Here is a 25,451-nt window from a genome sequence, read left to right on the forward strand (position 1 = left end):
CGCCAGGCGGTGGTGGTTGGCCGGGCCTACCAGGCGCGCAGCTTGCTGCGCAGGCGGGCGATGCTCTGGCTGTGCAGCTGGCAGACGCGGCTCTCGGTGACCTTCAGCACCGCCGCGATCTCCTTGAGGTTCATGTCGTGCTCGTAGTACATGCTCATCACGTACTGCTCGCGTTCGGGCAGGTTCTTGATGGCCTCGACCAGCGCCTCGCGCATGCGGCGGTCCTGCAGCATGGCCAGCGGGTTGGCCTCGTCGTCGGCCACATGGCGGTCGAGGTAGTCGTCGTCGCCCTCGTCGCCGGTCATGTCTTCCAGGTAGACCAGCTGGGTGCCGCGCACCTTGCCCAGCAGATCCTGGTATTCGGACAGGCTCATGCCCATCTCGGCGGCGATCTCGCTCTCCTGCGGCGCGCGGCCCAGCTTCTGCTCGAGCTTGTGCACCGCACTCTCGATGCTGCGCTGCTGGCGGCGGTCGCCCCGGCTCATCCAGTCGTTGCCGCGCAGCTCGTCGAGCATGGCGCCGCGGATGCGCTGGGTGGCGAAGGTCTCGAACTGCACGCCATGGGCGGAGTCGAAGCGCGTCAGCGCGTCCGACAAGCCGATCATGCCGACCTGGATCAGATCGTCCAGCTCCACGTTGGCAGGCAGCTTGGCGATCATCTGGTGGGCCAGCCGGCGCACCAGCGGGCTGTACTGCTTGAGCAACGCGTTGGCGTCGAGGCGGCCCTTGGCGGTGTACATGGTCATCATGCTCCGGACATTTCAGTTCAAGTGGCCGGCGGGCGCGGGCCGGCGTGCGGCAGGCCGCACAGGGGAGGACACGGGCAATTCGGCCAGCGGATTGGCCGCAGGGCCGCTGGCGGGGGTGGCCATCCGGTCGGCCACCAGGGTGCGCAGGTCGGCCGTCAGCGGCGCCTGCGCAGGCAACATCGGATCGACCACCGCCACCTGGCGCAGCGCCGCGCCGAGGAAGTGGTCGGCACAGTCGGCCAGGCGGTCGCCCATGCGGCGGGCACGGCGCTGGCTCACATCGCCAGCCACCACCAGGTCGTAGGCCAGCGCACCCAGGCGCTGCGACAGCAGCTTCATCGAGGTGTAGGCATGGGTCAGGCTGTCGGGGCGGCTGCCGGCCAGCAGCAGCGGCCGCGGCGTGGCGCCGGCAAACATGCGCCGCAGGTCCAGCGCACCGGCCTGCAGCAGCACCACATCGGCCTGCACCTGCCCGGCGGCCGTGCCCAGCGCCTCGATGAAGCCGACCAGCGTGGCCCGGCTGTCGAGGAAGTGCATCGGCAAGCCGCCGGCGGCCAGGTAGGCCACCTGGGGCGACAGGCGCTCGATGCAGGCGGCCAGGTCCACCGTGGCCAGCTGGTGCGCCCGCGAGGCGGAATCGGCCGCATCCACCACCAGGGTGCGCAGGCCCAGCTCGGCCAGCGCGGCGCACAGCCGCTCCATCACCGCCCCGGCGCCCGGCACATGCGGGTTGTGCACCAGGGGCAGGAAGCGCAAGGCCTGGCCGGCGAACAGCTGGCGCAGGCCATGGGCCTGGTCACGCGGGGCGGCAGAGCGGCGGAGGGGCTGGGCGGGCATGGGCGGTGGTGGCAGGATGAAGTCGTGGATTGGGGAGGGGGTGTCAGACCGGCACCGGGGCGCCCTGCCCCGGCGTCGCGGTCGGCGGCTTGCCGGGATAACCGGCACCGTGGATGGCCGCGAAGACCAGGTTGACCTCGGCGGCATCGAGCTTCCAGGCCGCGTTGCCGCCGCCGCGCAGGGCCCGCTGCACCAGGGCCTGGGCCGACAGGCGGTGCCAGTCCTCGGGCACGCGCTGGCCGTTGGCCACGCCCACCACGCGGGCGCGGTGGCGGATCAGCGCATCCAGCGCCGGCCCCAGCTTGACCGCCTCGTCGAGCTTGCTGACGATCACGCCCAGGCAGTGGGCCACGCCGTAGGCCACCATCACGTCGTCCACCGTCTCGCCCTGGGCGGCGGCATTGATGACCAGCAGCTTGCGGATGGCCGGGTGCTGCAGCATCTCCAGCAGCTCGCGGGTGCGGGCATCACGCTGGGCCATGCCGGCGGTGTCGATCAGCACCAGCTTCTTGCCCGACAGCAGCTCCAGCAGGTCTTCCAGCGAGGCGCGGTCGTGTGCGGTGTGCACCGGCACGCCCAGGATGCGGCCATAGGTGCGCAGCTGCTCGTGGGCGGCCACGCGGTAGGCGTCCAGCGTGATCAGGCCCAGGTTGGCGGCGCCATGCTTGGTGGCGAAGGCCGCCGCCAGCTTGGCGGTGCTGGTGGTCTTGCCCACGCCGGTGGGGCCGATCAGCGCCAGCACGCCCTCGTGGTCTTCCAGCGGCGCATCGTGTTCGTCGGTGTGCACATTGCGTTCCAGCACGCCGGTGGCCCAGCCCAGGGCATCGGTGGCCGCGGCCGGCAGGCCCTGCACCAGCTTGCGCACCAGGGCCGGGGACAGGCCGGCGTCGAACAGCTGCTGCGACAGCGTGGCCTGGCGCGGGTCGCGCTGCAGGCGCTCCATGAAGGCCAGCATGCCGAAGCGCTCGTCGATCAGCGCCCGCACCGATTGCAGTTCGTCGCGCAGGCCGCCCAGGGCTTCGTCGCTGGCACCGCGGCCGGCGGCGTCGGCCAGCTGCGGCACCGGCCCGGTGATGGCCTTGGCACCACCGGCGCCCAGCAGGTCGTGCCGGCCCGGGCCGGACAGGCGGATCTCCTCGCGCAGCACCGGCGGCTCGCGGCGCGGGCCGGCCAGCGGCTGGATGCGGTCGCGCAGGCCGGGGTGGCGCTCGGCGCCGCCCAGCTCGGGCCGGCGCTCGGTGCGCGGCACCACCCGCAGCGGCGGCGCCGCTGCGGCGGCCACCGGCACGGCGGCCGTCGGCGTGCTGCCGGCCAGGCGGAAGGCGCCCACCGCTTCCACCAGCCGCACCGCCTGCTGCTGCAGGCTGTCGGCGGCGGCGGCACTCTGCTCCACCAGCGCGGCGTTCTGCTGGGTCACCTGGTCGAGTTGGTCGACGGCGCCGCCGACCAGGCTGATGCCGCTGGTCTGTTCATCGGCAGCAGCACTGATCTCGCCGATCAGGTCGCTGACCCGCTGCACCTGGGCCACGATCTCGCCCATGGTGCCGCCGGCCTCCGCGACCAGGCGCGAGCCGGTGTCCACCTTCTCGACGCTGTCGTTGATCAGGGTCTTGATCTCGCGCGCGGCCTCGGCGCTGCGCTGGGCCAGGGCCCGCACCTCGCCGGCCACCACCGCGAAGCCGCGGCCCTGTTCGCCGGCGCGGGCGGCTTCCACCGCCGCGTTCAGCGCCAGGATGTTGGTCTGGAAGGCGATGCCGTCGATGGTGCCGATGATGTCGGCGATGCGGCGGCTGCTGTCGGTGATGGCGTCCATGGTGCGCACCACTTCGCCCACCACGTCGCCGCCGCGCCGGGCCACCGCGCTGGCGGCGCTGGCCAGCTGGTTGGCCTGCTGGGCGGTGTCGGCGCTGTTGCGCACCGTGGCGCTCAGCTCGGTCATCGACGAGGCCGTCTGCTGCAGGCTGCCGGCCTGCTGCTCGGTGCGGTGCGACAGGTCGGCATTGCCGGCGGCGATCTCGCCCGAGGCGCTGCGCACCGAGGCTGCTGCCTCGTGCACCGCGCGCAGCGACTGCGACAGCTGGCTGCGCACCGTCTCCACGTCCTGCATCAGCCGGCCCACCTCGTCGCTGCCGGCGGCCGCCACCGGGCTGGACAGGTCGCCCGCGGCCATGGCCGCCACGCCGTCGGACAGCCGCCGCATGCGCTGCAGCAGGCCGCGCGCCACCACGGTGGACAGCGCCACGCCCAGCAGCAGGGCCACGGCCGCCGCCGCCAGAATGGCCGCCTGGCCACGCTGGGCATCGCGGGCCGCGTCGTCCACCTCGCGGGCGGCAGCGGCCAGCTTGGCCTCGCTGATGGCCTGCACGCCCTTGAGCAGCGTCGCGTAGGACTTCTGCGCCAGCGACAGGTAGGTCGACGCGATGGCCGGCCCGCTGGCGCGCATGTCGTTCACGTCCTTCACCGCCTTCTCGTAGCCGGTCAGTGCGGTGGCCAGGCCGGCCAGGCTCTGGGTCTCCTCGGCGCCCAGCGCGTCGCCCAGGCCCTGGCGCTCGGTCAGGGCCTGCCGCAGCGCACCCTGCGCAGCCGTCAGCTCCTTCTCGATCTCGGCCAGTTCCTTGGCGTTGTAGCCCATGGCCTCGGCGCCCAGCAGCCGGTTGATCAGGCCGTTGCTTTCGCGCAGGCCGGACTCGAAGCGGGTGGCAAAGGTGTAGCTGGGCAGGTGCGCGGTGTGCACCGCCACCAGGGCCTGGCGCTGCTGGGCAAAGCCCCACAGCGCCAGGCCGGCGGTCAGGCCCAGCAGCAGCAGGCAGATTGCCGGCGCCAGTGCCAGCTTGAACTTGATCGACAGGTTGTTCATTGAATCCTCAACGCGGCCTCAGGCCAGGCCAACAGGGCGGCGGCCGCGCCACGGGCGCGGCCAGGCATCACTTGAAGACCACGGAGCCCAGGTAGACGTCCTGCCCCGGCACGCGGCGCACGAACATCGTGGCGTCGGCGATCTGCTTGGTCACCGGGTTGCCCCAGCGCATGTCGATCTGGCCGCCGCCGCTGGTCTTGACCAGGCTGATCGCGTCCTTGACGAAGTTCTTGCCGCCAGCGTCCTTGGCCTCCAGCATGTTCTTGCCGGGCAGCTTGTCGTTGGCCGAGTGGGCCAGCATGGTGCCGTCCAGCTGCACCGCCACCACGTACAGGCCGCCCTTCTTCCAGTTGCCGCCGGCGTTGAAGTCCTTCACCGCCTTGTCCAGGCCCGAGGCCTTGATCTCGGCCAGCGCGCGGTCGAGCAGGGCCTTGGCCTCGTCGGGCGTCTCGGCGCGCAGGGCCGTGCTGGCCAGGGACAGCGCCACGATGGCGCCCAGCTTCATCCAATGCTTCATGGGGTGTCCTTTCCGCGCAGGCAGCCGCGCGATCCCGTGCGCACCCACCGCGGGTGCGTTCATCCGAGGGGTATCGGGCGGCGGCGGTGGTTCTTGAGGGCGCGGTGGCAGACTTCCCCACATCTCTCCACGCAGGACGCCATGCAATCCTTTGGAAAAGCCCCCCAGGGCCTGCGGCTGGAACGCCTGCAGGCCAGCCCGCTGTGGACGCCGCAGGGCCTGCGCAACCGCCACCCGGTGCTGCCCGGCCTGCGTGATGCCAGCGTGCCCCGGCCCACGCTGACCGATTTCCTCTGCGGCGGCGCGCACCGCGTGCCGCGCGGCCCGCTGCCGGCGCAAGACCCGCGCGACGCCTGGCGCCGCCCGCCCGGCAGCGGCCTGCGCGCCACCTGGCTGGGCCATTCCACCGTGCTGGTCGAGATCGCCGGCAAGCGGGTGCTGACCGACCCGGTCTGGGGAACGCGGGCCTCACCGTCGCGGCTGGTCGGCCCCAAGCGCTTCCAGCCGGTGCCGGTGGCGCTGCGCGCGCTGCCGCCCATCGACGTGGTGGTGATCTCGCACGACCACTACGACCACCTCGACCTGCCCACCATCCGCGCACTGGCCAAGACGGAGGTGCCGTTCGTCACCGCGCTGGGCGTGGGCGCCCACCTGGAGGCCTGGGGCGTGCCCGCCAGCCGCATCACCGAGCTGGATTGGTGGGAGACCCACCACCTGCCCGGCAGCGAGCTGCACATCACCGCCGCGCCGTCGCAGCACTTCAGCGGCCGCGGCCTGAAGGACCGCAATGCCACGCTGTGGGCGTCGATGGTGATCGCCTCGCCCGACCACAAGGTGTTCTTCAGCGGCGACACCGGCCTGACCACCGAATACGCCGACATCGCCCGCCGCCTGGGCCCGTTCGACCTGGTGATGCTGGAGGTGGGCGCCTTCCACCCCAGCTGGGGCGACATCCACCTGGGCCCGGAGAATGCCCTGAAGGCCTGGCAGTTGTTGGGTGGTGGGCTGGGCGGCGGTGCGTTCCTGCCGGTGCACTGGGGCACCTTCAGCCTGGCGATGCATGCCTGGGATGCGCCGGTGGAGACGCTGCTGCAGCTGGCGCCGCAGCAGGGCGTGCCGCTGCTGCTGCCGCAGCTGGGCGCGCCGGTGGAGCCGGCCCACGGTCCGCTGGACCAGCCCTGGTGGCGTGGCGTGGACAGCGCGGCGCTGCCGACCACGCCGCCGGCCGACGATGCACCGCCGCCGGCCCTGCCCAAGGGCATGTCCTGGCCGGCGGATTGAACCGGCCAGCCGGGCTCAGGCCCGCTGCACCTCGACCGGGATGCCGGTCATGTGGGCCTGGTTGCTGATCGGCTCGAAGGCGCCGGGGCCCGACGGCAGCAGCACGTTGCAGTTGGCGCCGGCCGCCTGCTGCGCGACCGCCATGCCGGGGCTGGCGCCCTGGCCCCAGCCATGGGCCATGGCCACCACGCCGGGCATCAGCTGGTCGCTCAGCTTCACTGCAACTTGCAGCCGGCCATGGCGGTTGGCCACCCGCACCTGGTCGCCGTCAGCGATCTGCCGGGCCGCGGCATCGGCCGGGTGCATGAACAGCGGGTTGTGGTCGCGGCCCTGGGCCTTCAGCTTGGGCAGGTTGGCATACCAGCTGTTGAACATGTAGGCATCACGCTTGGTGATCAGCTTGAGCTGGCCGGGCGGCTCGGCCGCCAGGTCGTCGAACAGCGTGTGCATGCGGGCGATGGCCTCGGCAAAGCTGTCGGGGCAGCAGTCGACCCGGTGGTCGTCGGTGCACAGGTGCTGGTCGAAGAAGGTCTCGGGCGGCGTGCGCGGGAACACCAGCACGCCGGCCTCGCGCAGCGCGGCCATGGTGTGCCCGCGGGAGCGCAGCATCGCATCGGTGCGGGCCCACAGCACGGCGGCTTCGCCCTGCTGGTCGATGGCGTCCAGCGGCGAATCCAGGCCCATCTGCCGCGCCAGCCTGCCGTAGATCCACCACTCGGGCCGGCGCTCGTAGGCCGGCGGCACCACCGCCGGCGTGTACTGCACCGAGGGCTGGTCCTGCAGGCCCAGGCCGGTGATGTTGATGTCGTCGCGCTCGTAGGCGCCGGCGGCCGGCAGGATGTAGTGCGCGTACTCGGCCGTGGCATTGCGGTAGAGGTCGACGCAGACCAGCAGGTCCAGGCTGGCGAAGGCCTCGCGCAGCCGCGCCTCGCCGGCGATCGACAGCACCGGGTTGCCCGAGTTGACGAACATCGCCCGGATCGGCGCCTCGGGCCGCAGCACATGGTCGGCCAGCAGCGTGCCGGGCAGGCTGATGCCCACGCCGCCGGGCTGGCGCATGCGGCCGAACGGGCCGTCCACCATCGCCCGCGGGCCATGCGCCCCGGCGGCGGTGCTGCGGGTGTAGAAGCCCTGGGCGTAGTAGTTGCCGCCCGCGCGGCCCAGGTTGCCGGTGACGAACGCCAGCATCTGCAGCAGCCAGTAGGCCAGCGTGCCCTGGCGGCCCATGTTGACGCCGGTGGACATGTGCGCGCAGGCGGCCGGCGCGGCGGCAAAGGCCAGCGCCAGCGCGCGGATCTCGGCCGCAGGGATGCCGGTGACCGGCGCCACCCGCTCGGGCGTCCAGGGTGCGATGAAGGCGCGCAGTTCATCGACATGGCGGCCATGCCGCTGCAGCGCCGCGCTGTCGAAGCCGGGGCCGCTGTCGATGGCCTGCAGCATGGCGGCCAGCAGGTAGACATCGGTGTCGGGCTTGATCAGCAGCACCTCGCCAGCGGTGGCGGCCGATTCGATGCGCCGCGGGTTCACGTAGACGATGCGTGCGCCGCGGGCCTGCGCCGCCTTCAGCCGCTGCATCGGGTGCGGCATCGACACGAAGGACATGTGCGAGACCACCGGGTTCTCGCCGAACAGCACGATCATGCTGGCCTGGTCGATGTCGGGCACCGGGTGCAGCGTGCGGGTGCCGAACACCGCCTCGGCGCCGGCGAACTTGTTGGCGCAGTCCTGCGTGCCCGAGCTGAACGTGGTGCGCACGCCCAACTGCGCCAGGAAGCCGCCGAAGGCCGGCCCGAACAGGCTGTTGAAGGCCGCCGGGTTGCCGGTGTAGCTGGCCACCGCGCCGGGGCCGTGGGCATCCAGCGTGGCACGCAGGCGCTGGGCGATGTCGGCCAGGGCGTCGTCCCAGGACACCGGCTCGAAGCGGCCGGGGGCCACACGCTTCAGCGGCACCTTCAGGCGGTCGGGGTCGTTGTGCAGGTCGGCGCCGTACAGGCCCTTGTTGCAGACGAACCCCTGGCTCACCGGGTGCGTGCGGTCGGCGGCCAGGCCCAGCAGCCGGCCGTTGTCGACCGTGGCCACCAGGCCGCAAGCCGGCTCGCAGACCCGGCAGAAGGTGCGCACCTGCGCGGCCATCGGCGTGCCCTGCGCGTCAGCGCGGCGCCATGCGGATGGCACCGTCCAGCCGCACGCACTGGCCGTTGAAGTAGGTGTTGCGCGCCATCTCCAGCGCCAGGCTGGCGAATTCCTCCGGCTTGCCCAGCCGCTTGGGGAAGGGCACCGAGGCACTCAGGCTGTCCAGCACGTTCTGCTTGGCGCCCAGCATCAGCGGCGTGGCGAAGATGCCCGGCATGATCGAGTTGACGCGGATGCCCAGGTCGGACAGGTCCCGCGCCAGCGGCAGCACCAGGCCGTTGACGCCGGCCTTGGCCGAGGCATAGATCACCTGGCCGATCTGCCCGTCCTGCGCCGCCACCGAGGCGGTGAGGATGATGGCGCCGCGCTCGCCGTCTTCCAGCGCCTCGGTGTTGGCCATGCCCTCGGCCGCCAGCGAGGCCAGCCGGTAGCTGGCCACCAGGATGCCCTGCACGCCGTAGTCGAAATCGGCGGTGGGCAGGCGCTTCAGCTTGCCGGCTTCCTTGTCGAAGGCCAGGGTCTTGCCGCGGCGCGAGGTCATCGCGCAGTGCACCAGCACCCGCTCCTGGCCGTGGGCGGCACGGGCCTGGGCGAAGCCGGCAACCACGCTGTCCTCGCTGGTGATGTCGACCTTGCAGAACAGGCCGCCGATGGCCTGCGCCACCTCGCGGCCCAGCGCTTCGTTGACGTCGAAGATGGCCACCTTGGCGCCGGCTGCGGCCAGGGCCTGTGCCGTGGCCCGGCCCAGGCCGGATGCGCCCCCGGTGACGACGGCGGCGGTGTTCGAATCGATGATCATGGCTGTGGTGTTGGCTGCGTGAAGGGAAGGGGCCCGCAATCGGGCGCCGCCCAGCTTCGGCGCAAAGCGGCCCTGGCGGCCGTCTCACTGGCGACAGGCGGCGGCGGCCGCACCCCCGCTCAGCGGCCGGTGAAGCGCGGCGCCCGCTTGTCGGCGATGGCCGCGCGGCCTTCTCGCAGGTCGGCGCTGGCGGCGCAGCGGGCCTCGCGCGCACGCACGGTGGCCAGGTCGAACGTGCCGCGGGCGATCTCGTCGAGCGACTGCTTCATGCCGCGCAGCGCCAGCGGCGCACCGGCGGCCAGGGCGTCGGCCAGCTGCTGCACCGTGGCGTCCAGCTGGTCCGGTGGCACCAGGCGGTCCAGGTAACCCAGGGACAACAGCTCGTCGGCCGGCACGGTGTCGGCCAGCAGGAACAGCCGCTTGGCGGTGGCCAGCCCCAGCCGCGCCACGAAGCGCTGCAGCCCGCTGGGGTAGTAGTGCAGGCCCAGGCGCGCGGCCGGCATGCGCAGCACCAGGCCCTGCACACCGACGCGGAAGTCGCAGGCCAGGGCCAGGTCGGTGGCGCCGCCGAACACGCTGCCGTTGAGCCGGCAGATGGTGGGCAGCGGCAGCGCTTCCAGCGCGTCGACCGTCTCCTCGAACAGCCGCGGCCCCGCGCCGGGCTGGGCCGGCTGGTGGTCGAAATCCCCCAGGTGGAAGCCCGAGCAGAAGCTGCGGCCGCTGCCGGTGAGCACCAGCAGCCGCACCGCGGGATCGGTCTGCAGCGCCTGGAAGTGCTGCTGCAGCGCCAGCAGGTCGGCCACATGCAGGCGGTTGTGGTGGGCAGGCCGGTTCAGCGTCAGGGTGGCGCGGCCGTCCTGCAGCTGCAGCTGCGGCGGGCCGCCAGTGTCGTCGGGGTTCATGCAGTGCAAGTATGCGTGGGCGCCGTGTCGGCATGCGGGCCGGTGCCGATGCGGCCGGTGCGGCCGGCGCACCACAATCGGGCGATGCAACCCAGTCTGCCGCAACCCGATTCCCGCCAGGCTTGGTGGCGCCTCCTGGCCACCCTGCTGCTGATGACCATCGGCTCGGCCGGCATGTACGTGGTGTCGGTCATGCTGCCGGCGGTGCAGGCTGATTTCGGCGTGACCCGTGCCCAGGCGTCCATGCCCTACACGCTGCTGATGATCGGTTTCGGCGTGGGCTGCGTGGTGATGGGCAAGCTGGCCGACCGCTTCGGCATCGTGCCGGTCATCCTGCTGGGCGCGGTCAGCCTGGGGCTGGGGTTCGTGGCCTGCGGCATGGCGGGCAGCATCACCGGCTATGCGGTGGCGCAGGGGCTGCTGATCGGCTTCCTGGGCAGCAGCACCACCTTCGTGCCGCTGATCGCCGACACCTCGCTGTGGTTCGTCAAGCGGCGCGGCATCGCGGTGGCGGTGTGCGCCAGCGGCAACTACCTGGCCGGCGCGATCTGGCCGCCGGTGGTGCAGCACTTCGTCGACAGCGTGGGCTGGCGGCCCACCTGCATCGGCCTGGGCGTCTTCAGCGTGGTCACCATGGTTGCGCTGGCCAGCGCCATGCGTGCCAAGTCGCCGGCGGCCACCAATGCGCCCCTCAAGGCCGGCGGGCCGGTGCCGTCGAACCGGCCCTTCGGCCTGAGCCTGGCCCAGGCCCAGGGCCTGCTGTGCGTGGCCGGCGTGGCCTGCTGCGTCGCCATGGCCATGCCGCAGGTGCACATCGTGGCCTACTGCGGTGACCTGGGCTACGGCGCCGCCCGCGGCGCCGAGATGCTCAGCCTGATGCTGGCCTGCGGCATCGTCAGCCGGTTGGTGTCGGGCGTCATCTGCGACCGCATCGGCGGCGTGCGCACCCTGCTGCTGGGCAGCTTCCTGCAGGGCGTGGCGCTGCTGCTGTTCATCCCGTTCGACGGCCTGGTGTCGCTGTATGTGGTGTCGGCGATGTTCGGCCTGTTCCAGGGCGGCATCGTGCCCAGCTACGCCATCATCGTGCGCGAGCACTTCCCGCCGGCCGAGGCCGGTGCCCGGGTGGGCACGGTGATCAGCTGCACGCTGTTCGGCATGGCCCTGGGCGGCTGGATGAGCGGCAAGGTGTTCGACCTGACCGGCAGCTACCACGCCGCCTTCATCAACGGCGCGGCCTGGAATGCGCTGAACCTGAGCGTGGCGCTGTTCCTGCTGTGGCGGGTGCGGCGCGCGGCCGGCTCACCGCCGGCTGGCCAGGCTGCCGGCGCGCCCGCCGCCTGACGGAACCCGCCCATGACCACCGCCGACACCCTGCAGATCGACCCGCGCCACAACGGCCCGCGCACCAGCGGCAACGGCGGCTGGGTGGCCGGCGCGCTGGCCCGCCGCCTCGGCGGCCCGGTGGCCACGGTGGCGCTGCGCGCGCCCGTGCCGCTGGGCCGGCCGCTGCCGCTGCGCCAGCAGCCCGACGGCAGCCTGGCGCTGTGCGACGGAGACACCGTGGTGGCCGAGGCGGCCAGCGCCACGCTGGACATCACCGTGCCCGCTGCCCCCGCTGATGCCGTGGCCGAGGCCGCCGGCGTGGCCGCCCGCCTGCGCCACCAGCAGCGCGGCCTGGGCGATGCCTATGCGCAGTGCTTCGTCTGCGGCTTCGCCCGGCCCGACGGCCTGGGCGTGATCGTCGGCCCGGTCGATGAAGACACCGGCCTGATGGCCACCACCTGGGTACCGCCGGCCGTGCTGGCCGGGCCGGATGGGCGCTTGTCGGCCGAGGCCACCTGGGCTGCGCTCGACTGCCCCGCCGGCATGGCCTGGAGCCACCGGCTGGGCCGGTCGCAGCCGATCATGACGGTGCGCATGACCGCCACCATCGACCAGCCGCTGGTGGCCGGCGCACGCTACCGCGTGCTGGCCTGGCCGCTGCAGCAGGACGGGCGCAAGCTGCACGCCGGCACCGCCATCGTCGACGCCGCCGGCACGGTGTGTGCCCGCTCGCAGCAGCTGTGGCTGCTGCCGCGCGACGCGGCCTGACGCCGCCAACCCGGCCTGCAGGGGCAGGCAGAATCCCGCTCCCATGACGTTCCGTTCCCTGCTGGCCGCTGGCCTGCTGTCGCTGGCCATCGGCGTTGCCGGCCAGCCCGTGCCACCGGTCGATGGCGCCGCCATCCAGGCCCGGCCGGTGCCTGCCGGCGCCCGCCTGGTGCTGGATGGCACGCTGGCCCACCCGGCCTGGCAGACCGCGCCGGTGCATGACCAGTTCATCGAGAAGGCGCCCGACACCGGCGGCCAGCCCCGCCATGCCACCCGGGTGCGGGTGCTGTTCGACGAGCAGGCGCTGTGGGTGGGCGTGGAGTCGCTGGACGATGCGCCGGACCAGATCCGCGCGCCGCTGGTGCGCTACGACGGCGTCAACCGCACGCAGGATTTCGTGGTGGTCTACATCGACGCCATCGGCCTGCGCCAGTCGGCGCAGTTCTTCCGCGTCAATGCCGCCGGCAGCCTGGCCGACGGCATGCACACCGCCTCTGACGACAGCGAGGATTTCTCGCCCGACTTCGACTTCGACGCGGCCACCAGCCGGCAGCCTGGGGGCTGGACGGCGGTGCTGCGCATCCCGTTCGCGTCGCTGCGCTTTGCCGAGCCGGCGGCCGGCGCGGCCCTGCCCTGGCGCATCATGGTGGGCCGCCGGGTGCCGCGGGCGCAGTTCTACCTGCACACCTCGGTGCTGATCCCGCGCGAGGCCTCCAGCTTCATTGCCACGCTGCAGCCGCTGGACGGTGTGCGTCTGCCGGAACAGCACCAGTTCCTGACGCTGCGGCCCAGCCTGACCTGGCGCACCCAGCGCAGCCGCGACGGCGCCGGCCCGCGCCAGACCGACAACGCCTGGGATGCCTCGCTCGACCTGAAGTGGCGGCCGCTGGCCGAATTGGTGGTCGACGCCACGCTGAACCCCGATTTCTCGCAAGTGGCGGTGGACGAGCCGCAGCTGGCCGGCAACACCCGCTTCGCGCTGTTCTTCCCCGAGAAGCGGCCGTTCTTCTTCGAGAGCAGCGACCTGCTGCGCTCGCCCACCGAGGCGCTGTACACCCGCAGCCTCACCGCGCCGCGCTGGGGCTTGCGCAGCACCTGGCGCGGCGGCCGGCTGGCCGGCACCGCCATGGCCATCGACGACCGCGGCGGCGGCCTGGTGCTGCTGCCCGGCGCCTACGGCACCGGCGCGGTGGCGCAGCCGGCCTCGCGCACGCTGCTGGCCCGCGCCCAGCTGGCCGACGGCCCGCTGCAGTGGGGCGCGCTGGCGGCGCTGCGCCGCTATGACGGCGCCGGCCGCAACCAGGTGGTCGGTCCCGAACTGGGCTGGTCGATCGGCGGCGGCTGGCGGGCGCGGCTGCAGTGGCTGCAATCGGACACCACGGCCCAGCCCGATGCCGCCGGCAGCGGCCTGACCGAAGGCGCCACCCGCCGTGGCCACCTGGCCCATGCCCGCCTGTTGTACCAGGGCGAGAACCGCAGCGAGGCCGACCTGACGCTGGAAGACGTGGGCGCCGGCTTCCGCGACGACACCGGCTTCATCGCCCAGGCCGGCGTGCGCCGCGCCAAGGGCCGGGTGGGCACGGGCTGGGGCAACTGGGGGCCGTTCAACGAGTTCTGGCTGAACCTGGAAGGCGAGCGGGTGACCGACCGTGCCACCGGCGCCGTGGTGCTGCAGGACCTGACCCCGGGCATCTGGCTGACCGGCGCCCACAACCTGGAGGCCTGGGCCTACCTGCATGGCCTGGTGCGCGGCACCGCCGACATGCGGCCCGATGCCGGCCGGCCGCTGCAGCGGCAGCGCTACCTGTCTGCGGGCCTGGTGGTCACGCCGGCCACCTGGGCGCCGCTGCTGGAGGCCGACCTGAAGCTGGGCCGCCTGGCCGATGTGGCCGGTGACCTGCCGCGGCCCGGCGGGCAGCTGGAGCTGTCGCTCAACACCCGGCTGCTGCCGCGGCTGGAGCTGGAGCCGCGTCTGGGCTACGGCTGGCTGCGCCAGGGCGGGCGGGCGCTGTATGCCGAATCGGCCCACCAGCTGCTGGCGCGCTGGCACTTCAGCGCCACCCAGTCGCTGCGCGCCATCGTGCGCTACACCGCCACCGAGCGCAGCGGCGCCACGCTGGACCAGGCCACCACCGGCTCGCTGACCTGGGCCTGGCGGCCATCGGCCGGCAACGTGCTGTACCTGGGCGCGGCGCGCAGCCGCGAGGGCGTGGGCACCACGCGCCGGGTCAACGAGGCCTTCGTCAAGCTGCAGGTGGACGTGGACGAACTGCGCAGCCGCTGGTAGCGCGCGGCCAGGCCGCTGCGGCTGTCAGCTGGGTGCGGGCCTGGCGTGGCACAGTCGGGCATCCATCCACCGCCCCCCACCGCACAAAGGAACCCGCCATGATGAAGTCCGGCATCGACCAGCAAGCCCTGATCGACCTGTTCGCCAACGCCAGTGCGCAGCAGACGGCGCAGCTGCGCGAGGCGGTGTTCAAGACCACGCTGGGCGCGCTGCAGGGCCGCGAGCTGAGCCTGAAGAACATCCGCACCGTGCTGGGCACGGTGGCTCAGGCCGCCGGCACCGGCGCGGCGCAGAACCCGCTGGGCAACGTCGATGCCGAGGCCCTGCTCGACAACGCCGTGGCCGGCATGGACGACGCGCTGATCAAGGCGGTGGAGGCCAACCGCGTGGCGCTGCAGCAGTTCGTCGACAAGGGCGTGGACCTGCGCGAGACCCAGCTGAAGAAGGCGCTGGCCGACATGGACAAGTTCGAGGACGCGCTGATCGGCACGCTGAAGAAGAGCGCCGCCGCGGTGGGCGACCCGATGGCCGGCCCCTGGGCCGCGGTGCTGGAGAAGCTGAACTTGAGCGGCACCCAGACCGGCCTGAAGGCCAGCGGCGCCGCCGAGCAGCTGACCGCGCAGATGGAGCAGATGCAGTCGGCCATGCGCGCCACCCGCGCCGCCAGCCTGAAAGCCGCCCAGACCCTGGCCGACAGCTACACCGCCCTGGTCTCGGGCGTGCTGATCGGCATGAGCGACGCGATGCGCCAGGTGGCCGCGCCGGCCAAGAAGAGCACGAAGAAGTAAGCCCGTCTGTCTGTCCTGCGCCGGCGCGGTTATCGTGCCGGCATGGGCGACGACTTCAGCTTCTTCTGGCACGACTACGAGACCTTCGGCCGCGTGCCCCGGCGCGACCGGCCGGCGCAGTTTGCCGGCGTGCGCACCGATGCCGAACTCAACGAGATCGGCGATCCGGTGATGCTGTACTGCCAGCCGCCCGCCGACACGTTGCCTGACCCGGAAAGCTGCCTGCTGACCGGCATCACGCCGCAGCACTGCCAGCAGCACGGCGTGCCCGAGCACCAGTTCGCCGCCGCCGTGCTGGCCGCCCTGGGTGCGCCGGGCACGGTGGGCGTGGGCTACAACACCATCCGCTTCGACGACGAGGTGACGCGCCACCTGTTCTGGCGCAACTTGGTCGACCCCTACGGCCGCGAATGGCAGAACGGCTGCGGCCGTTGGGACCTGCTGGACACCGTGCGCTGCGCCTACGCCCTGCGGCCCGACGGCCTGCAGTGGCCGCGGCACGAGGACGGCCGCGTCTCCTTCAAGCTGGAGCACCTGACCGTGGCCAACGGCCTGGTGCACGAAGCCGCCCACGATGCGCTGAGCGACGTGCGCGCCACCGTGGCCCTGGCCCGCCTGGTGCGCAACCACCAGCCGCGGCTGTTCGACTTCTGCCTGAAGCTGCGCAAGAAGGATGCGGTGTGGCAGGAGATCGGCCCGCTGGGCGAGGGGCGCCGACCGTTCCTGCACATCAGCGGCATGTACCCGGCCGAGCGCGGCTGCCTGGGCCTGGTGTGGCCGCTGGCGCCGCACCCCACCAACAAGAACGAGCTGATCGTCTGGGACCTGGCCCATGATCCGGCCGAACTGCTGGCGCTGGACGCCGACACCCTGCGCCTGCGCATGTTCAGCAAGACGGCCGACCTGCCCGAGGGCATGACACGCCTGCCGGTCAAGACCATCCACATCAACAAAAGCCCGGTGGTCATCGGCAACCTGAAGACGCTTCAGCCCGCGCTGGCCGAGCGCTGGGGCCTGGACATGGCGCAGGGCCTGCAGCATGCCGCCTGGGCCGCGGCGCATGGTGCCGAGCTGGATGCGCTGCCCTGGGGCGTGGTGTTCCAGCGCCCCGCGCCGGCACACGCGCCGGATGTGGACGAAGACCTGTACGGCGGCTTCATCGGCCCTGGGGACCGGCGCACGCTGGACCGGCTGCGCGGCCTGGGTGGCGATGCGCTGACCGGCAAGCGGCCGGCGTTCGACGATGCCAGGCTGGAGGAGCTGTTCTTCCGCTGGCGCGCCCGCAACTGGCCCGACACGCTGGACGCCGCCGAGCAGGCCCGCTGGCTGCAGCACTGCCAGGAGCGCCTGCACGACGGCGTGGGCGGCGGCCTGACGCTGGCGCAGTTCTTCGAGCGCATCGATGTGCTGAGCGAGACCGTCGACGAGCGTGGCGAGGCCATCCTGGCCGCGCTGTACGACCACGCCGAGGCGATCGCGCCAGAGGCGCCCTGAGGCCAGCGTCATGCGCCTGCTGGTCATCGGCGGCACCCGCTTCCTGGGCCGGCACCTGGTGGAGGCGGCGCTGGCGCGCGGCGACAGCGTGACGCTGTTCAACCGCGGCCGGTCGGTGGCGCAGCCACCCGCGGGCGTGGACTGGCTGCAGGGCGACCGGGCCGGCGACCTGGCGGCGTTGGCCAGCGGCCCGGGCTGGGATGCAGCCATCGACACCTGCGGCTACCTGCCCGCCGACACCGGCCGCCTGGCGCGTGCGCTGGCCGGGCGGGTGGGGCGGCTGGCGTTCATCAGCAGCGTCTCAGCTTATGCCAGCATGGCCCGGCCAAATGCCGAGGACGCCCCGCTGGGCACCATCGACGACCCCGACACCACCACCATCGATGGCCGCACCTACGGCCCGCTGAAGGCCCTGTGCGAGGCGGCTGTTCAACAGGCCTTTGGCCTGCAGCGCTGCCTGCTGGTGCGCCCGGGCCTGATCGTCGGCCCGCACGACCCCACCGGCCGCTTCACATGGTGGCCGGCGCGGCTGGCGCGGGCCGCGGCCGATGGCCAGCCGGTGCTGGCGCCGGGCATGCCCGACCGGCCGTTGCAGGTGATCGACGCCCGTGACCTGGCGGCCTGGCTGCTGCAGGCGCTGGACCACGGCGCGGCGGGTGCCTTCAACGCGGTGTCGCCGCCCGGCGCCATCACCTGGGGTGGTCTGCTGCAGGCCTGTGCGGCGGCGGCGCGCGTGTTGCCCGATCTGCGCTGGGTGCCCGATGACCAGCTGCTGGCCCACGGCGTGGGCCCGTGGATGGAACTGCCGCTGTGGATCCCGGCCAGCGGACCCGACGCGGCCGACAGCGCCGCCTTCATGGCCGTGCCGTCGGGCCGCGCCCAGGCAGCCGGCCTGCGCTGCCGGTCGATCGGCGAGACAGTGGCCGATACGTTGGCCTGGTGGCAGGCGCTGCCGGCGGCGCAGCAGGTGTTCGCGGCCACCGGGCTGGCGCCGGAGCGGGAGGCAGCGGTGCTGGCGGGCATGCGGCCGGTATGAGCGGTGGTGCCGCCGCTGGCGCGGTGCCAAGGCTGGGTGAGCGTTGCGGATTGAAGAGGATGCAACGCCTGTTGTCGACCCAAAGCCGCCCGTCAGTCTCCCCTGAAGCCGCCGGACGCTCGGACCGGCCTTTTGCGGGTTGGGCGTCCACAAAGCAGCCGTTCGTGGCCACCGGGACCCGGCCAAAGGCGGGTATTCCTGTCTGCCTTGAAGCCGCCGGCCGCAATCCCGCCGGCGGGGCCGTGCGACTGGGTCTCAGACGCGGTATTTCTTGAACCAGTCGCTGGCCAGTTTCTGCGCGTAAGTCGCCGCAGCCTTGTCGTAGCTGGGACGGTAGTCGGCATTGAAGCCGTGGTCGACGTTCGGGAAGACCACGATCTCCGAACCGCTGCCGCCCTGGTTGATCTGGCCGCGCATCTTGGCGATGGTCTCCTGCTTGACGAAGGCGTCGATGCCGGAATACAGCCCCAGCACCGGCACCTTGATCTCACCGGCAAAGTCGATCGGGTCCTGTGGGCGCAACTCAGGCGCCTTCAGGCCTTCGAGCAGGCCGTAGTACGCCACGGCCGCGTTCAGCTTGCCGTTGTGGCGGGCGTAGACCCAGGCCGTGCGGCCACCCCAGCAGTAACCCACCAGGCCGCTGCGCCTGGCGTCGGCGTGGCCACTGGCGCGGGCAAAGGCAAGCGTGGCGTCGAGGTCGGCGCAGACCTGCGCGTCGGGCACCTTGGACACCACCTGCGACAGGATGGTCGAGATGTCGGTCATCTTCGAGACATCGCCCTGACGGGCGAACATCTCAGGCGCGATGGCGTAGTAGCCCATCTTGGCGTAGCGGCGGCACATGTCCTTGATGTGCTCGTGCACGCCGAAGATCTCCTGCACCACCAGCATCACCGGGAACTTGCCCGTGCCGGCAGGCATGGCGCGGTAGGCCGGGATCTTGCCGTCGGCGACTGGGATGCTGACCTCGCCGGCCACCAGGCCCTTGCTGTCGGTGGTGATGGCCTGGGCCAACACCGGGTTGGACGCAACGGCAAAGCCCGACGCCAGCGACGTCATCACGAAGCCGCGCCGCGAGAAGCCGGCATTGGTTTGGTCCGCACTCGTGGCGGGGTGGTTGAAGTCGATCGGCTTGCGTCCGTAGTCCATCAGTTTCATGCAGTCTCCTATCGTGGTTGACATGGCGGGTTGAAAAAGGGTTTGGCGTCCGGCTTGTCAGCCTGGCAACTTCGCTGCCAGTAGATCGATCTTCTCGATGGTCGGCGGCGCACTGAGCAAGGCAACTGCGTTGGCCATCAACGCGGCGGCGATTGGGCCGTCCAGGTGGGCCTGGCGACCGGCCTCGTCGGCAAAGGCGTCGAAGACGCCAAACGTCGACGGGCCGAACTTCAAGGCGAACCAGGCGGTGGTGCCCGACTCGGCGTTGGCGAGCGGCAGCGCCCCGGCCAGGAATTCGGCCACGGCGGTCTCCTGACCAGGTTTGGCTTCGAGACGCACAAACAGGGCAAAACGGGTCATGGCTTGTTTCTTGGGTTGGACGGGTGGTGCTTGAGCGAGCCCGGAGATTAAGCGGCATCGGCCCCGATCACGAGTGGCAGGAAAGCCAACATTGATATCATTTTTGCCATGCGAGTCCATCTCCTTGTTTTAGATGGCGTGTTCGACCTCGGCCTCGCGGCCCTCACCGACACGCTGAGCACAGCCAACCAACTGGCTGGCTCGATGAGTCAGGCGCCAGCACCCATCGAGGTCACCTTGGTCGGTGTAAGACGGCGCGTGCGCACGGCGCAAGGTTTGACGGTGCCTGTGGTGCCAGTCGGCGAAGTGATGAACCCCGACGCCGTGCTCGTGCCCGCGCTCGGCGCCAACATGCCGGACACGCTCGCGGCGCGCCTGGCCCATGCGGACGTGGCCGACGCCGCCGTCGCGTTGCGGCGGTGGGCCGGCGCCGGCGCGCTGGTCGGCGCTGCCTGTACCGGCACCTTCTTGCTGGCGGAGAGCGCGCTGCTCGACGGTCAACGCGCCACGACGTCCTGGTGGCTGGCGCCGGCGTTTCGGCAGCGCTATCCGCGCGTGTCACTCGACGAATCCCGCATGCTCGTGAACTCGGCCGGCTTCACCACGGCCGGTGCCGCACTGGCTCACCTCGATCTGGCCTTGGGCATGGTGCGCACTGGCAGCCCGACGCTGGCGGCGCTGGCGGCTCGCTACCTGCTGGTCGAGGCACGGGGCTCGCAAGCCGAGTTTGTGATCCCCGATCACCTCGCGCACGCAGACCCGCTGGTCGAGCGCTTTGAGGGCTGGGCCCGAAAGCAGCTCGCGCACGGGTTCTCGCTGGCCCAGGCGGCCGTCGCCGTGGGCGCCAGCGAACGCACCCTGGCGCGGCGCCTGCAGGGCGTGTTGGGCAAGTCGCCCCTGTCGTACTTTCAGGACCTGCGCGTCGAGCGCGCGGTGCATCTGCTGCGCACCAGCAACGACAGCGTCGATCAGATCGCCGCGCAAATCGGCTACTCGGACGGCGTGACCCTGCGTGCATTGTTGCGACGCAAGCTGGGCCGCGGCGTCAGGGAGTTGCGCGCGGGGGCCTGATCGGCTTCGCGCGGAGCAAGCGCTGGGGCGTTGAACAGCGCGAAAGTTGTCATTGCCAAACATCTGCAGATGGTCGGGTCAAGCCGCAGACATGCCCAGACTCGTCGCCGGAAACCTGTCGTTCAGCAGCTCGCCGAGACCATGACTGCGCGTGCGGGGCGACCGGCCGGTAGTGGCCGACTGCGGTCACTCCCCCATGACGATTCAGCGCGCAACCACGCCGCGCAGTCGCCGCCCCACCACCCGCCCAGCCCTCAATCCACCAGTTCGAACGTCGCCGATCCGTCGCCATTGTCCTTGACCAGGCGGATCTGCGGATAGCGCGCCAGGTGGGCGATGGCGCCGGCGCCGGACTCGAAGCGCAGGCGCACGCCCTTCACTGGCAGGATGCGCCAGTTGCCGTCGGCCGCCGGGTTCAGCGTGTCGCTGGCGCGCATGTACTGCACCAGGGCCTCGCGGTTCTCGTCGGGTGCGTCAACCACGATGTTCTTGCCGTCCAACCCGGGGAAGCCGCCGCCGCCCGACGCGCGGTAGTTGTTGGTCACCACGATGAAGCGGGCGTTGTCGTCCAGGGGCTTGCCCTGGTGCTGCAGGTTGACGATGCGCCGCGCGTCGGGGGCGATCAGCTTCCCGTCGGGGTCGTAGCGGGCCGGCTGGGTCACGTCGACCTGGTAGCTGACGCCGTCGATGGTGTCGAAGTTGTAGGTGCGAAAGCGTGTGTCGATCAGCGGCTGGGTGGCCGGGCCGGCCGGATCGATGCGGCGGAACTGGCCGGCCGAATGCTCCAGCCATTCACGCACCGTGGCGCCGCTCACCCGCACCGCCTTCACCGTGTTGGGGTAGATGTAGAGATCGGCCACATGGCGGATGCTCAGCGGCCCGGCCGGGATGTCGGTGTAGTAGCTCCAGCCCATGCGCCCGCCGGCCTTGAACGGCGCGGCGGCCGACAGCAGCGGCAGGCCTTCGAACTCGGTGCCGGCCAGCGCCCGTTTGGCATAGGCCAGCTGGGCCTGCGACACGATCTGCACGCTGGGGTCATCCGCCACCTGGGCAAAGTAGCTGGTGATGGGCGCCGTGGTGCGGCCCACCGCGCCGCGCACATAGGCCAGCGTGCCGGCATGCTCGTCGGCCACCAGGCGGGCCACCATCGGGTCGGCCGCCACCAGCGGCGCCCGGGTGGCGCGGTCGGTGATCGGGCGCAGCGCGGCGCGGCTGTCGGCCACCTGCCAGCGGGCGGCCGCGCCCTCGCCAGAGCCGCCGCCAACACGCCGCAGCGTCAGGTCGATCACGCCCAGGTGGTCGCCCCAGCGCCCCGGCATCACCGCCGGCACGCCGTTGATGGTGCCGCGGGCGATGTCCACCTTGGGGTAGGCGGCAAAGAAGGGGCCTGGAAACTCACCGTGCGAATGGCCGAACAGGATGGCATCCACGCCCGGCACCTCGGCCAGCCGGGCCACCGAGTTCTCGGCAAAGCGCGGCGTCTCGCCCCGCTCGAAGCCCGAATGCGGGATCAGCACCACCAGGTCGGCACCGGCGGCGCGCACCTGCGGCACCAGGCGGCGGGCGGTCTCCTGGATGTCGCGCACCGTCAGCTTGCCCTCCAGCTGCTGCTTGTCCCACATCAGGATCTGCGGCGGAACGAAGCCCAGCACGCCGATCTTCAGGGTGTGCTGCGCGCCGGCCTCGTCGGTGACGCGCCGCTCCAGGATCACCCAGGGCGTGAAGGCGTGGGCGTCGTTGGCCGGGTTGCCGTCGCCATCGTCCACATGCACGTTGGCGCTGACGTACGGAAAGTTGGCGCCGGCGATGGCCTGGCGCAGGAAGGGCAGGCCGTAGTTGAACTCGTGGTTGCCGATGTTGGCGGCATCCACGCCCAGCGCGTTCAGCACCTTGTAGGCCGGGTGCACCGCGCCCACCGGCAGCGGCTGGATGCGGGCCACCCAGTCGCCCATCGGGCTGCCCTGCAGCAGATCGCCGTTGTCGAACAGCAGGCTGTTCTTCACCTCGGCCCGGGCGCTCTTGATCAGCGTGGCGGTCTTGGCCAGACCGTAGGCATCGGTGGCCTTGTCCTGGTAGTAGTCCCAGGCCAGCAGGTTCATGTGGAGATCGGTGGTCTCCAGGATGCGCAGCTTCAGGTCGGCGGCGGCAGCCAGGCCGGGCAGCAGGGCAGCGCCGAGGGCCAGGCCCAGGCGCAGCCGGCTGGTGAGGGTGTGGAAGGTCGGCATGCGCGGGCGTGGCTGGGCAGTGGTGCCCCGAGTGTGCCGCGGGATCGGCGACCGCTGCCGCTGCGCGGCAATCAGCGACCGGGCAGCGACGGCCCCAGCGTCTGCAGCAGCTGGCGCACTTCAGCCTGCTGGCCGAAGCCGTCGCCCAGCGCGGCCAGCCGGTCGAGCTCGGCCTTGGCCTTGGCCCGCTCGCCGCCCTGCAACAGGATGCGCGCCAGCGTCAGCCGCAGTGCCGGGGCCTGCGGCGCCGCGGCCACGGCGGCGCGCTGGGTGGTGGCGGCGGTGTCGAACTGGCCCTCGGCCGCCTGGGCCTGGGCCAGGGTGTCCAGCAGGTCGGCGTTCTGCGGTGCCGCGGCCACCGCCCGTTCGGCCAGGCCGCGTGCGCCGGGCTGCTTCAGTTGCAGCCGCACCATGGCCAGGTTGTTGAGCGCCAGCGCATGGTCGGCCTGCACCGTCAACAGGCGTTCATAGTGCTTCTGGGCGGCGGCGAGGTCGCCGTGGACCTGGGCGGCGGCGGCCATCGCAAACAGCAGCGGCACATCGCCGGGGTGGCTGCGCAGCCACTGCGCGGCAAAGGCCTCGGCCTCGGCCGGTCGCTCGCCCTGGGCCAGCACCTGGTACAGCCGCACCGACGCGGCGCCGGGCGACTGCCGCGTCAGCGCCTGGCGCAGCGCCGCCGCCGCGCCGGCCCACTGGCCTTGCCGGGCCAGCACCTCGCCTTCCAGCAGGTGGCCCACCGCATCGCCCGGCTGCTCGGCCTGCACCTTGCGCGCCAGGGCCAGGGCCTTGTCGGACTGCTGCAGCGCCAGGGCCACCAGGATGGCCTGCACCCGCGCCTCCAGCAGCGCGGGCGCCAGTTCCAGCGCGCGCTGGCTGCTGCGCTGGGCCATCTCGGGCTGGCCGGCGGCCAGGTAGGCCTCGGCCATGCCCACATGGCCCTGCGGCGACCGTGGCTGCAGCGTGACCATCTTGCCGAAGCTGGTCAGGGCCTGGCTGGTCTGGCCCAGGCGCAGCTGGCAGCGGGCCAGCAGGGCCAGCAGCTCCATGTTGTCGGGCAGGGCGGCCTCGGCCGTCTGGGCCGCAGCCAGCGCGGCCTCGGCCCGGCCCTGGGTGGCATGGTGGTTGACCAGCGCCACCCGCGCCGCCACGTCGCCCGGCGCAGCGGCGATGGCGGCATCCAGCTGCGCCTGCACCGTGGCCGCAGGTGCGCCCTGGCGGGCCAGCACCTCGGCCAGGGCCAGCATGGCGGTGGCGTTCTTCGGCTGCGCGCGGACCACGTCGGCAAAACGCTGGCGGGCCCGCTCGGCCTGGCCTTCACGCACATCCAGTGCGGCCAGCGCGGCCAGTGGCGGAAAGTAGGCCGGGCTGACCGCCAGCGCGGCCTCGAAGCTCTGTCGCGCCTCGGCGTTGCGGCCGATGCCGGCCAGCACCTGGCCACGCAGGGTCGGCGGGCTGGGGTCCCTGGGCTGCTTGCGCTCCAGCGTGGCCAGGGCCTTCAGCGCGGCGTCGGGCTGGCCGCGGGCCAGGTGGGCACTGACCAGGGCCAGGTCGGCGGTGCTGCCGCTGTCCTGGCTGGCGATGCTGCGCAGCTCGTGGAACACCTGGGCGTCGTCGCTGCGGCCGAAGGCGGCGTTGGCCACCAGGGTGCGCAGCCGCGGGTCGGTGGGCTTCAATGTGGCCAGGCGGTCGTACAGCGCCTGGGCGGCGCGGTGCTCGCCGTTGAGCATGCGTGCCTCGGCGGCCATGGCCAGCACCTCGGCGCTGGCGTCGGGCCGGTCGACCAGCGGAGACAGCGTGGCCAGGGCCTTGGGCAGCTGGCCCAGCCGCAGCTGGGCCTTGGCCAGCTGGCGGCGCGCCACCGGGTTGCCCGGCGCCAGCGCCGCGGCCTTGGCGAAGTGCGCCTCGGCCTGCTGGGGCGAGCCCATCATCAGCTCGTTCTCGCCAGCGGTCAGCAGCAGCGCCACGTTGTCGGGCAGCACCCGCAGCAGACCCTGGAAGACTTCGCGCGCCCGTGCATGCTCGCCGGCCACGAAGGCCAGCTGGCCGTCGGCCATCACGGTGTTGATGTTGCGTGCGGCGCGCTGCTGCAGTGCCGCCAGGTGCGCCTTGGCGCCTGGCAGGTCGCCCTCGGCCACATGCAGCGACATCAGCGCCATGCGCGGTGCCACCAGGTCGGCGCCGGCAGCCACCGCCTTCTCGAAGGCCTGGCGCGCCGCGGCCTGGCCACCGGGCTGGCGCAGGTGCAGGTCGCCCAGCAGCACCCAGGCCTCGGCCAGGCCGGGGTGGCTGGCTGCCACCGCTTCGGCCAGGCCGACGGCCTTGGGCACCTGCTTGTCCAGGGCCGCCAGCCGGGCCTGTGCCAGCAGCGCCTGCGGCGCCTGCGGCGCGGCCTGCAGCGCCAGATCGACAGCGGTCTGTGCACCGGGCAGGTTGCCCATCGCCAGCTCGGCGCCGGCCACCGCTGCCATCAGCCGGGCCTGGGCCGCCGGGTCGGCCAGGCGGGTCTGGCCGAAGGCCTGGCCGACCCGGCCGTGCTGGCCGCTCTGCAGCAGGGCCTCGGCCAGCACCGGCAGGGCCTGGTCCTCGTGGGCGCCGTACTCCAGCGCCCGCTGCAGTTCGATGGCCGCGGCGGCGCCGTCGCCATCGGCCAGCAGGCGCTCGCCCAGCAGCAGCCGGGCCACGCCCGACTTCGGATAGGCCTGGACCAGGTTCTTCAGGTCGGTGCGCTGCACCTCGACGCTGGCAGTGGCGGCGCGCGCCCGCACCTTGGCGATGGCGGCCTGCTCCTGCTTGCCGCAGCCCGCCAGGGCCAGCGCCGCCAGCAGGCAGGCGATGGCAAGCGGATGGCGGCAGGTGGGCACGGGCG

Annotated in this window: 19 protein-coding genes; 8 read left to right on the top strand and 11 right to left on the bottom strand. The window is 72.3% G+C overall.

Annotated elements, in window-relative coordinates; genetic code table 11:
• Positions 1-26 precede the first annotated feature (26 nt).
• The 4 genes from FFT10_RS25500 to FFT10_RS25515 all read right to left on the bottom strand — a co-directional run bounded on the left by FFT10_RS25500 (position 27) and on the right by FFT10_RS25515 (position 4,960).
• A complete protein-coding gene (locus FFT10_RS25500; protein WP_137735704.1) occupies positions 27-740 on the bottom strand; it encodes an RNA polymerase sigma factor FliA in 714 nt (237 codons plus the stop codon).
• A gap of 21 nt (positions 741-761) precedes the next feature.
• Entirely contained in the window at positions 762-1,586 is an 825-nt protein-coding gene (locus tag FFT10_RS25505) for a MinD/ParA family ATP-binding protein (RefSeq protein ID WP_137735705.1), read from the bottom strand.
• 43 nt (positions 1,587-1,629) lie between these two features.
• Positions 1,630-4,443, bottom strand: coding sequence for a flagellar biosynthesis GTPase FlhF (gene flhF / locus FFT10_RS28785; RefSeq protein WP_137735706.1), 2,814 nt, complete (start codon positions 4,441-4,443; stop codon positions 1,630-1,632).
• A gap of 67 nt (positions 4,444-4,510) precedes the next feature.
• The gene (locus FFT10_RS25515) at positions 4,511-4,960 is read right to left on the bottom strand and encodes a cache domain-containing protein (protein ID WP_162520925.1); all 450 of its coding nucleotides are present in this window, start codon (positions 4,958-4,960) and stop codon (positions 4,511-4,513) included.
• Between the two features lie 141 nt (positions 4,961-5,101).
• On the opposite strand from FFT10_RS25515, the gene FFT10_RS25520 reads away from it, so the two are divergent.
• Positions 5,102-6,241: an MBL fold metallo-hydrolase gene (locus FFT10_RS25520; RefSeq protein WP_137735708.1), complete on the top strand. Its 1,140-nt coding sequence runs from the start codon at positions 5,102-5,104 to the stop codon at positions 6,239-6,241.
• Between the two features lie 15 nt (positions 6,242-6,256).
• Here FFT10_RS25520 and FFT10_RS25525 read toward each other — a convergent pair whose 3' ends face one another.
• From FFT10_RS25525 to FFT10_RS25535, 3 genes are all read right to left on the bottom strand, one after another.
• Complete coding sequence (locus FFT10_RS25525) at positions 6,257-8,374, bottom strand: molybdopterin-containing oxidoreductase family protein (protein ID WP_137735709.1); 2,118 nt, start codon at positions 8,372-8,374, stop codon at positions 6,257-6,259.
• 16 nt (positions 8,375-8,390) lie between these two features.
• The gene (locus FFT10_RS25530) at positions 8,391-9,173 is read right to left on the bottom strand and encodes an SDR family oxidoreductase (protein WP_137735710.1); all 783 of its coding nucleotides are present in this window, start codon (positions 9,171-9,173) and stop codon (positions 8,391-8,393) included.
• A gap of 119 nt (positions 9,174-9,292) precedes the next feature.
• Positions 9,293-10,075, bottom strand: a complete 783-nt coding sequence (locus tag FFT10_RS25535) for an enoyl-CoA hydratase/isomerase family protein (RefSeq protein ID WP_137735711.1) — start codon at positions 10,073-10,075, stop codon at positions 9,293-9,295.
• Between the two features lie 84 nt (positions 10,076-10,159).
• Here FFT10_RS25535 and FFT10_RS25540 point away from each other — a divergent pair, with 84 nt between their 5' ends.
• From FFT10_RS25540 to FFT10_RS25565, 6 genes are all read left to right on the top strand, one after another.
• Positions 10,160-11,416: an MFS transporter gene (locus FFT10_RS25540; protein WP_137735712.1), complete on the top strand. Its 1,257-nt coding sequence runs from the start codon at positions 10,160-10,162 to the stop codon at positions 11,414-11,416.
• Between the two features lie 12 nt (positions 11,417-11,428).
• Positions 11,429-12,166: a hotdog family protein gene (locus FFT10_RS25545; protein ID WP_137735713.1), complete on the top strand. Its 738-nt coding sequence runs from the start codon at positions 11,429-11,431 to the stop codon at positions 12,164-12,166.
• A 43-nt stretch (positions 12,167-12,209) separates the two neighbouring features.
• The gene (locus FFT10_RS25550) at positions 12,210-14,453 is read left to right on the top strand and encodes a carbohydrate binding family 9 domain-containing protein (RefSeq protein WP_137735714.1); all 2,244 of its coding nucleotides are present in this window, start codon (positions 12,210-12,212) and stop codon (positions 14,451-14,453) included.
• A gap of 98 nt (positions 14,454-14,551) precedes the next feature.
• Positions 14,552-15,241 carry a DUF6781 family protein gene (locus FFT10_RS25555; RefSeq protein WP_137735715.1) on the top strand — a complete coding sequence of 230 codons (690 nt, stop codon included), beginning with the start codon at positions 14,552-14,554 and terminating at the stop codon, positions 15,239-15,241.
• Positions 15,242-15,283: 42 nt separating this feature from the next.
• Complete coding sequence (sbcB, locus tag FFT10_RS25560) at positions 15,284-16,735, top strand: exodeoxyribonuclease I (protein ID WP_137735716.1); 1,452 nt, start codon at positions 15,284-15,286, stop codon at positions 16,733-16,735.
• Positions 16,736-16,745: 10 nt separating this feature from the next.
• The gene (locus FFT10_RS25565) at positions 16,746-17,771 is read left to right on the top strand and encodes an SDR family oxidoreductase (protein ID WP_137735717.1); all 1,026 of its coding nucleotides are present in this window, start codon (positions 16,746-16,748) and stop codon (positions 17,769-17,771) included.
• Between the two features lie 255 nt (positions 17,772-18,026).
• Here the strand turns inward: FFT10_RS25565 and FFT10_RS25570 are convergent, their stop codons facing one another.
• A complete protein-coding gene (locus tag FFT10_RS25570; protein ID WP_137735718.1) occupies positions 18,027-18,929 on the bottom strand; it encodes a dienelactone hydrolase family protein in 903 nt (300 codons plus the stop codon).
• A gap of 57 nt (positions 18,930-18,986) precedes the next feature.
• The gene (locus FFT10_RS25575) at positions 18,987-19,289 is read right to left on the bottom strand and encodes a putative quinol monooxygenase (protein WP_137735719.1); all 303 of its coding nucleotides are present in this window, start codon (positions 19,287-19,289) and stop codon (positions 18,987-18,989) included.
• 108 nt (positions 19,290-19,397) lie between these two features.
• On the opposite strand from FFT10_RS25575, the gene FFT10_RS25580 reads away from it, so the two are divergent.
• Positions 19,398-20,360 carry a GlxA family transcriptional regulator gene (locus FFT10_RS25580; RefSeq protein WP_137735720.1) on the top strand — a complete coding sequence of 321 codons (963 nt, stop codon included), beginning with the start codon at positions 19,398-19,400 and terminating at the stop codon, positions 20,358-20,360.
• A gap of 254 nt (positions 20,361-20,614) precedes the next feature.
• Here FFT10_RS25580 and FFT10_RS25585 read toward each other — a convergent pair whose 3' ends face one another.
• The gene (locus FFT10_RS25585; protein WP_137735721.1) at positions 20,615-22,585 is read right to left on the bottom strand and encodes a bifunctional 2',3'-cyclic-nucleotide 2'-phosphodiesterase/3'-nucleotidase; all 1,971 of its coding nucleotides are present in this window, start codon (positions 22,583-22,585) and stop codon (positions 20,615-20,617) included.
• A gap of 71 nt (positions 22,586-22,656) precedes the next feature.
• A complete protein-coding gene (gene prsT / locus FFT10_RS25590) occupies positions 22,657-25,446 on the bottom strand; it encodes an XrtA/PEP-CTERM system TPR-repeat protein PrsT (RefSeq protein WP_162520926.1) in 2,790 nt (929 codons plus the stop codon).
• Positions 25,447-25,451 lie beyond the last annotated feature (5 nt).

Source organism: Pseudaquabacterium pictum, assembly GCF_005403045.1.
In the GTDB taxonomy this organism is placed as follows: Bacteria; Pseudomonadota; Gammaproteobacteria; order Burkholderiales; family Burkholderiaceae_C; genus Pseudaquabacterium; species Pseudaquabacterium pictum.

Excerpts from the sequence above, each read along its gene's own strand:
- flhF (WP_137735706.1), bottom strand. The coding sequence starts at position 4,443 with ATGAACAACCTGTCGATCAAGTTCAAGCTGGCACTGGCGCCGGCAATC.
- FFT10_RS25575 (WP_137735719.1), bottom strand. The coding sequence starts at position 19,289 with ATGACCCGTTTTGCCCTGTTTGTGCGTCTCGAAGCCAAACCTGGTCAG.
- FFT10_RS25545 (WP_137735713.1), top strand. The coding sequence starts at position 11,429 with ATGACCACCGCCGACACCCTGCAGATCGACCCGCGCCACAACGGCCCG.
- FFT10_RS25505 (WP_137735705.1), bottom strand. The coding sequence starts at position 1,586 with ATGCCCGCCCAGCCCCTCCGCCGCTCTGCCGCCCCGCGTGACCAGGCC.
- FFT10_RS25550 (WP_137735714.1), top strand. The coding sequence starts at position 12,210 with ATGACGTTCCGTTCCCTGCTGGCCGCTGGCCTGCTGTCGCTGGCCATC.
- FFT10_RS25520 (WP_137735708.1), top strand. The coding sequence starts at position 5,102 with ATGCAATCCTTTGGAAAAGCCCCCCAGGGCCTGCGGCTGGAACGCCTG.
- FFT10_RS25525 (WP_137735709.1), bottom strand. The coding sequence starts at position 8,374 with ATGGCCGCGCAGGTGCGCACCTTCTGCCGGGTCTGCGAGCCGGCTTGC.
- FFT10_RS25580 (WP_137735720.1), top strand. The coding sequence starts at position 19,398 with ATGCGAGTCCATCTCCTTGTTTTAGATGGCGTGTTCGACCTCGGCCTC.
- FFT10_RS25535 (WP_137735711.1), bottom strand. The coding sequence starts at position 10,075 with ATGAACCCCGACGACACTGGCGGCCCGCCGCAGCTGCAGCTGCAGGAC.
- FFT10_RS25515 (WP_162520925.1), bottom strand. The coding sequence starts at position 4,960 with ATGAAGCATTGGATGAAGCTGGGCGCCATCGTGGCGCTGTCCCTGGCC.
- sbcB (WP_137735716.1), top strand. The coding sequence starts at position 15,284 with ATGGGCGACGACTTCAGCTTCTTCTGGCACGACTACGAGACCTTCGGC.
- FFT10_RS25570 (WP_137735718.1), bottom strand. The coding sequence starts at position 18,929 with ATGAAACTGATGGACTACGGACGCAAGCCGATCGACTTCAACCACCCC.
- FFT10_RS25585 (WP_137735721.1), bottom strand. The coding sequence starts at position 22,585 with ATGCCGACCTTCCACACCCTCACCAGCCGGCTGCGCCTGGGCCTGGCC.
- FFT10_RS25555 (WP_137735715.1), top strand. The coding sequence starts at position 14,552 with ATGATGAAGTCCGGCATCGACCAGCAAGCCCTGATCGACCTGTTCGCC.
- FFT10_RS25565 (WP_137735717.1), top strand. The coding sequence starts at position 16,746 with ATGCGCCTGCTGGTCATCGGCGGCACCCGCTTCCTGGGCCGGCACCTG.
- FFT10_RS25500 (WP_137735704.1), bottom strand. The coding sequence starts at position 740 with ATGTACACCGCCAAGGGCCGCCTCGACGCCAACGCGTTGCTCAAGCAG.
- FFT10_RS25530 (WP_137735710.1), bottom strand. The coding sequence starts at position 9,173 with ATGATCATCGATTCGAACACCGCCGCCGTCGTCACCGGGGGCGCATCC.
- FFT10_RS25540 (WP_137735712.1), top strand. The coding sequence starts at position 10,160 with ATGCAACCCAGTCTGCCGCAACCCGATTCCCGCCAGGCTTGGTGGCGC.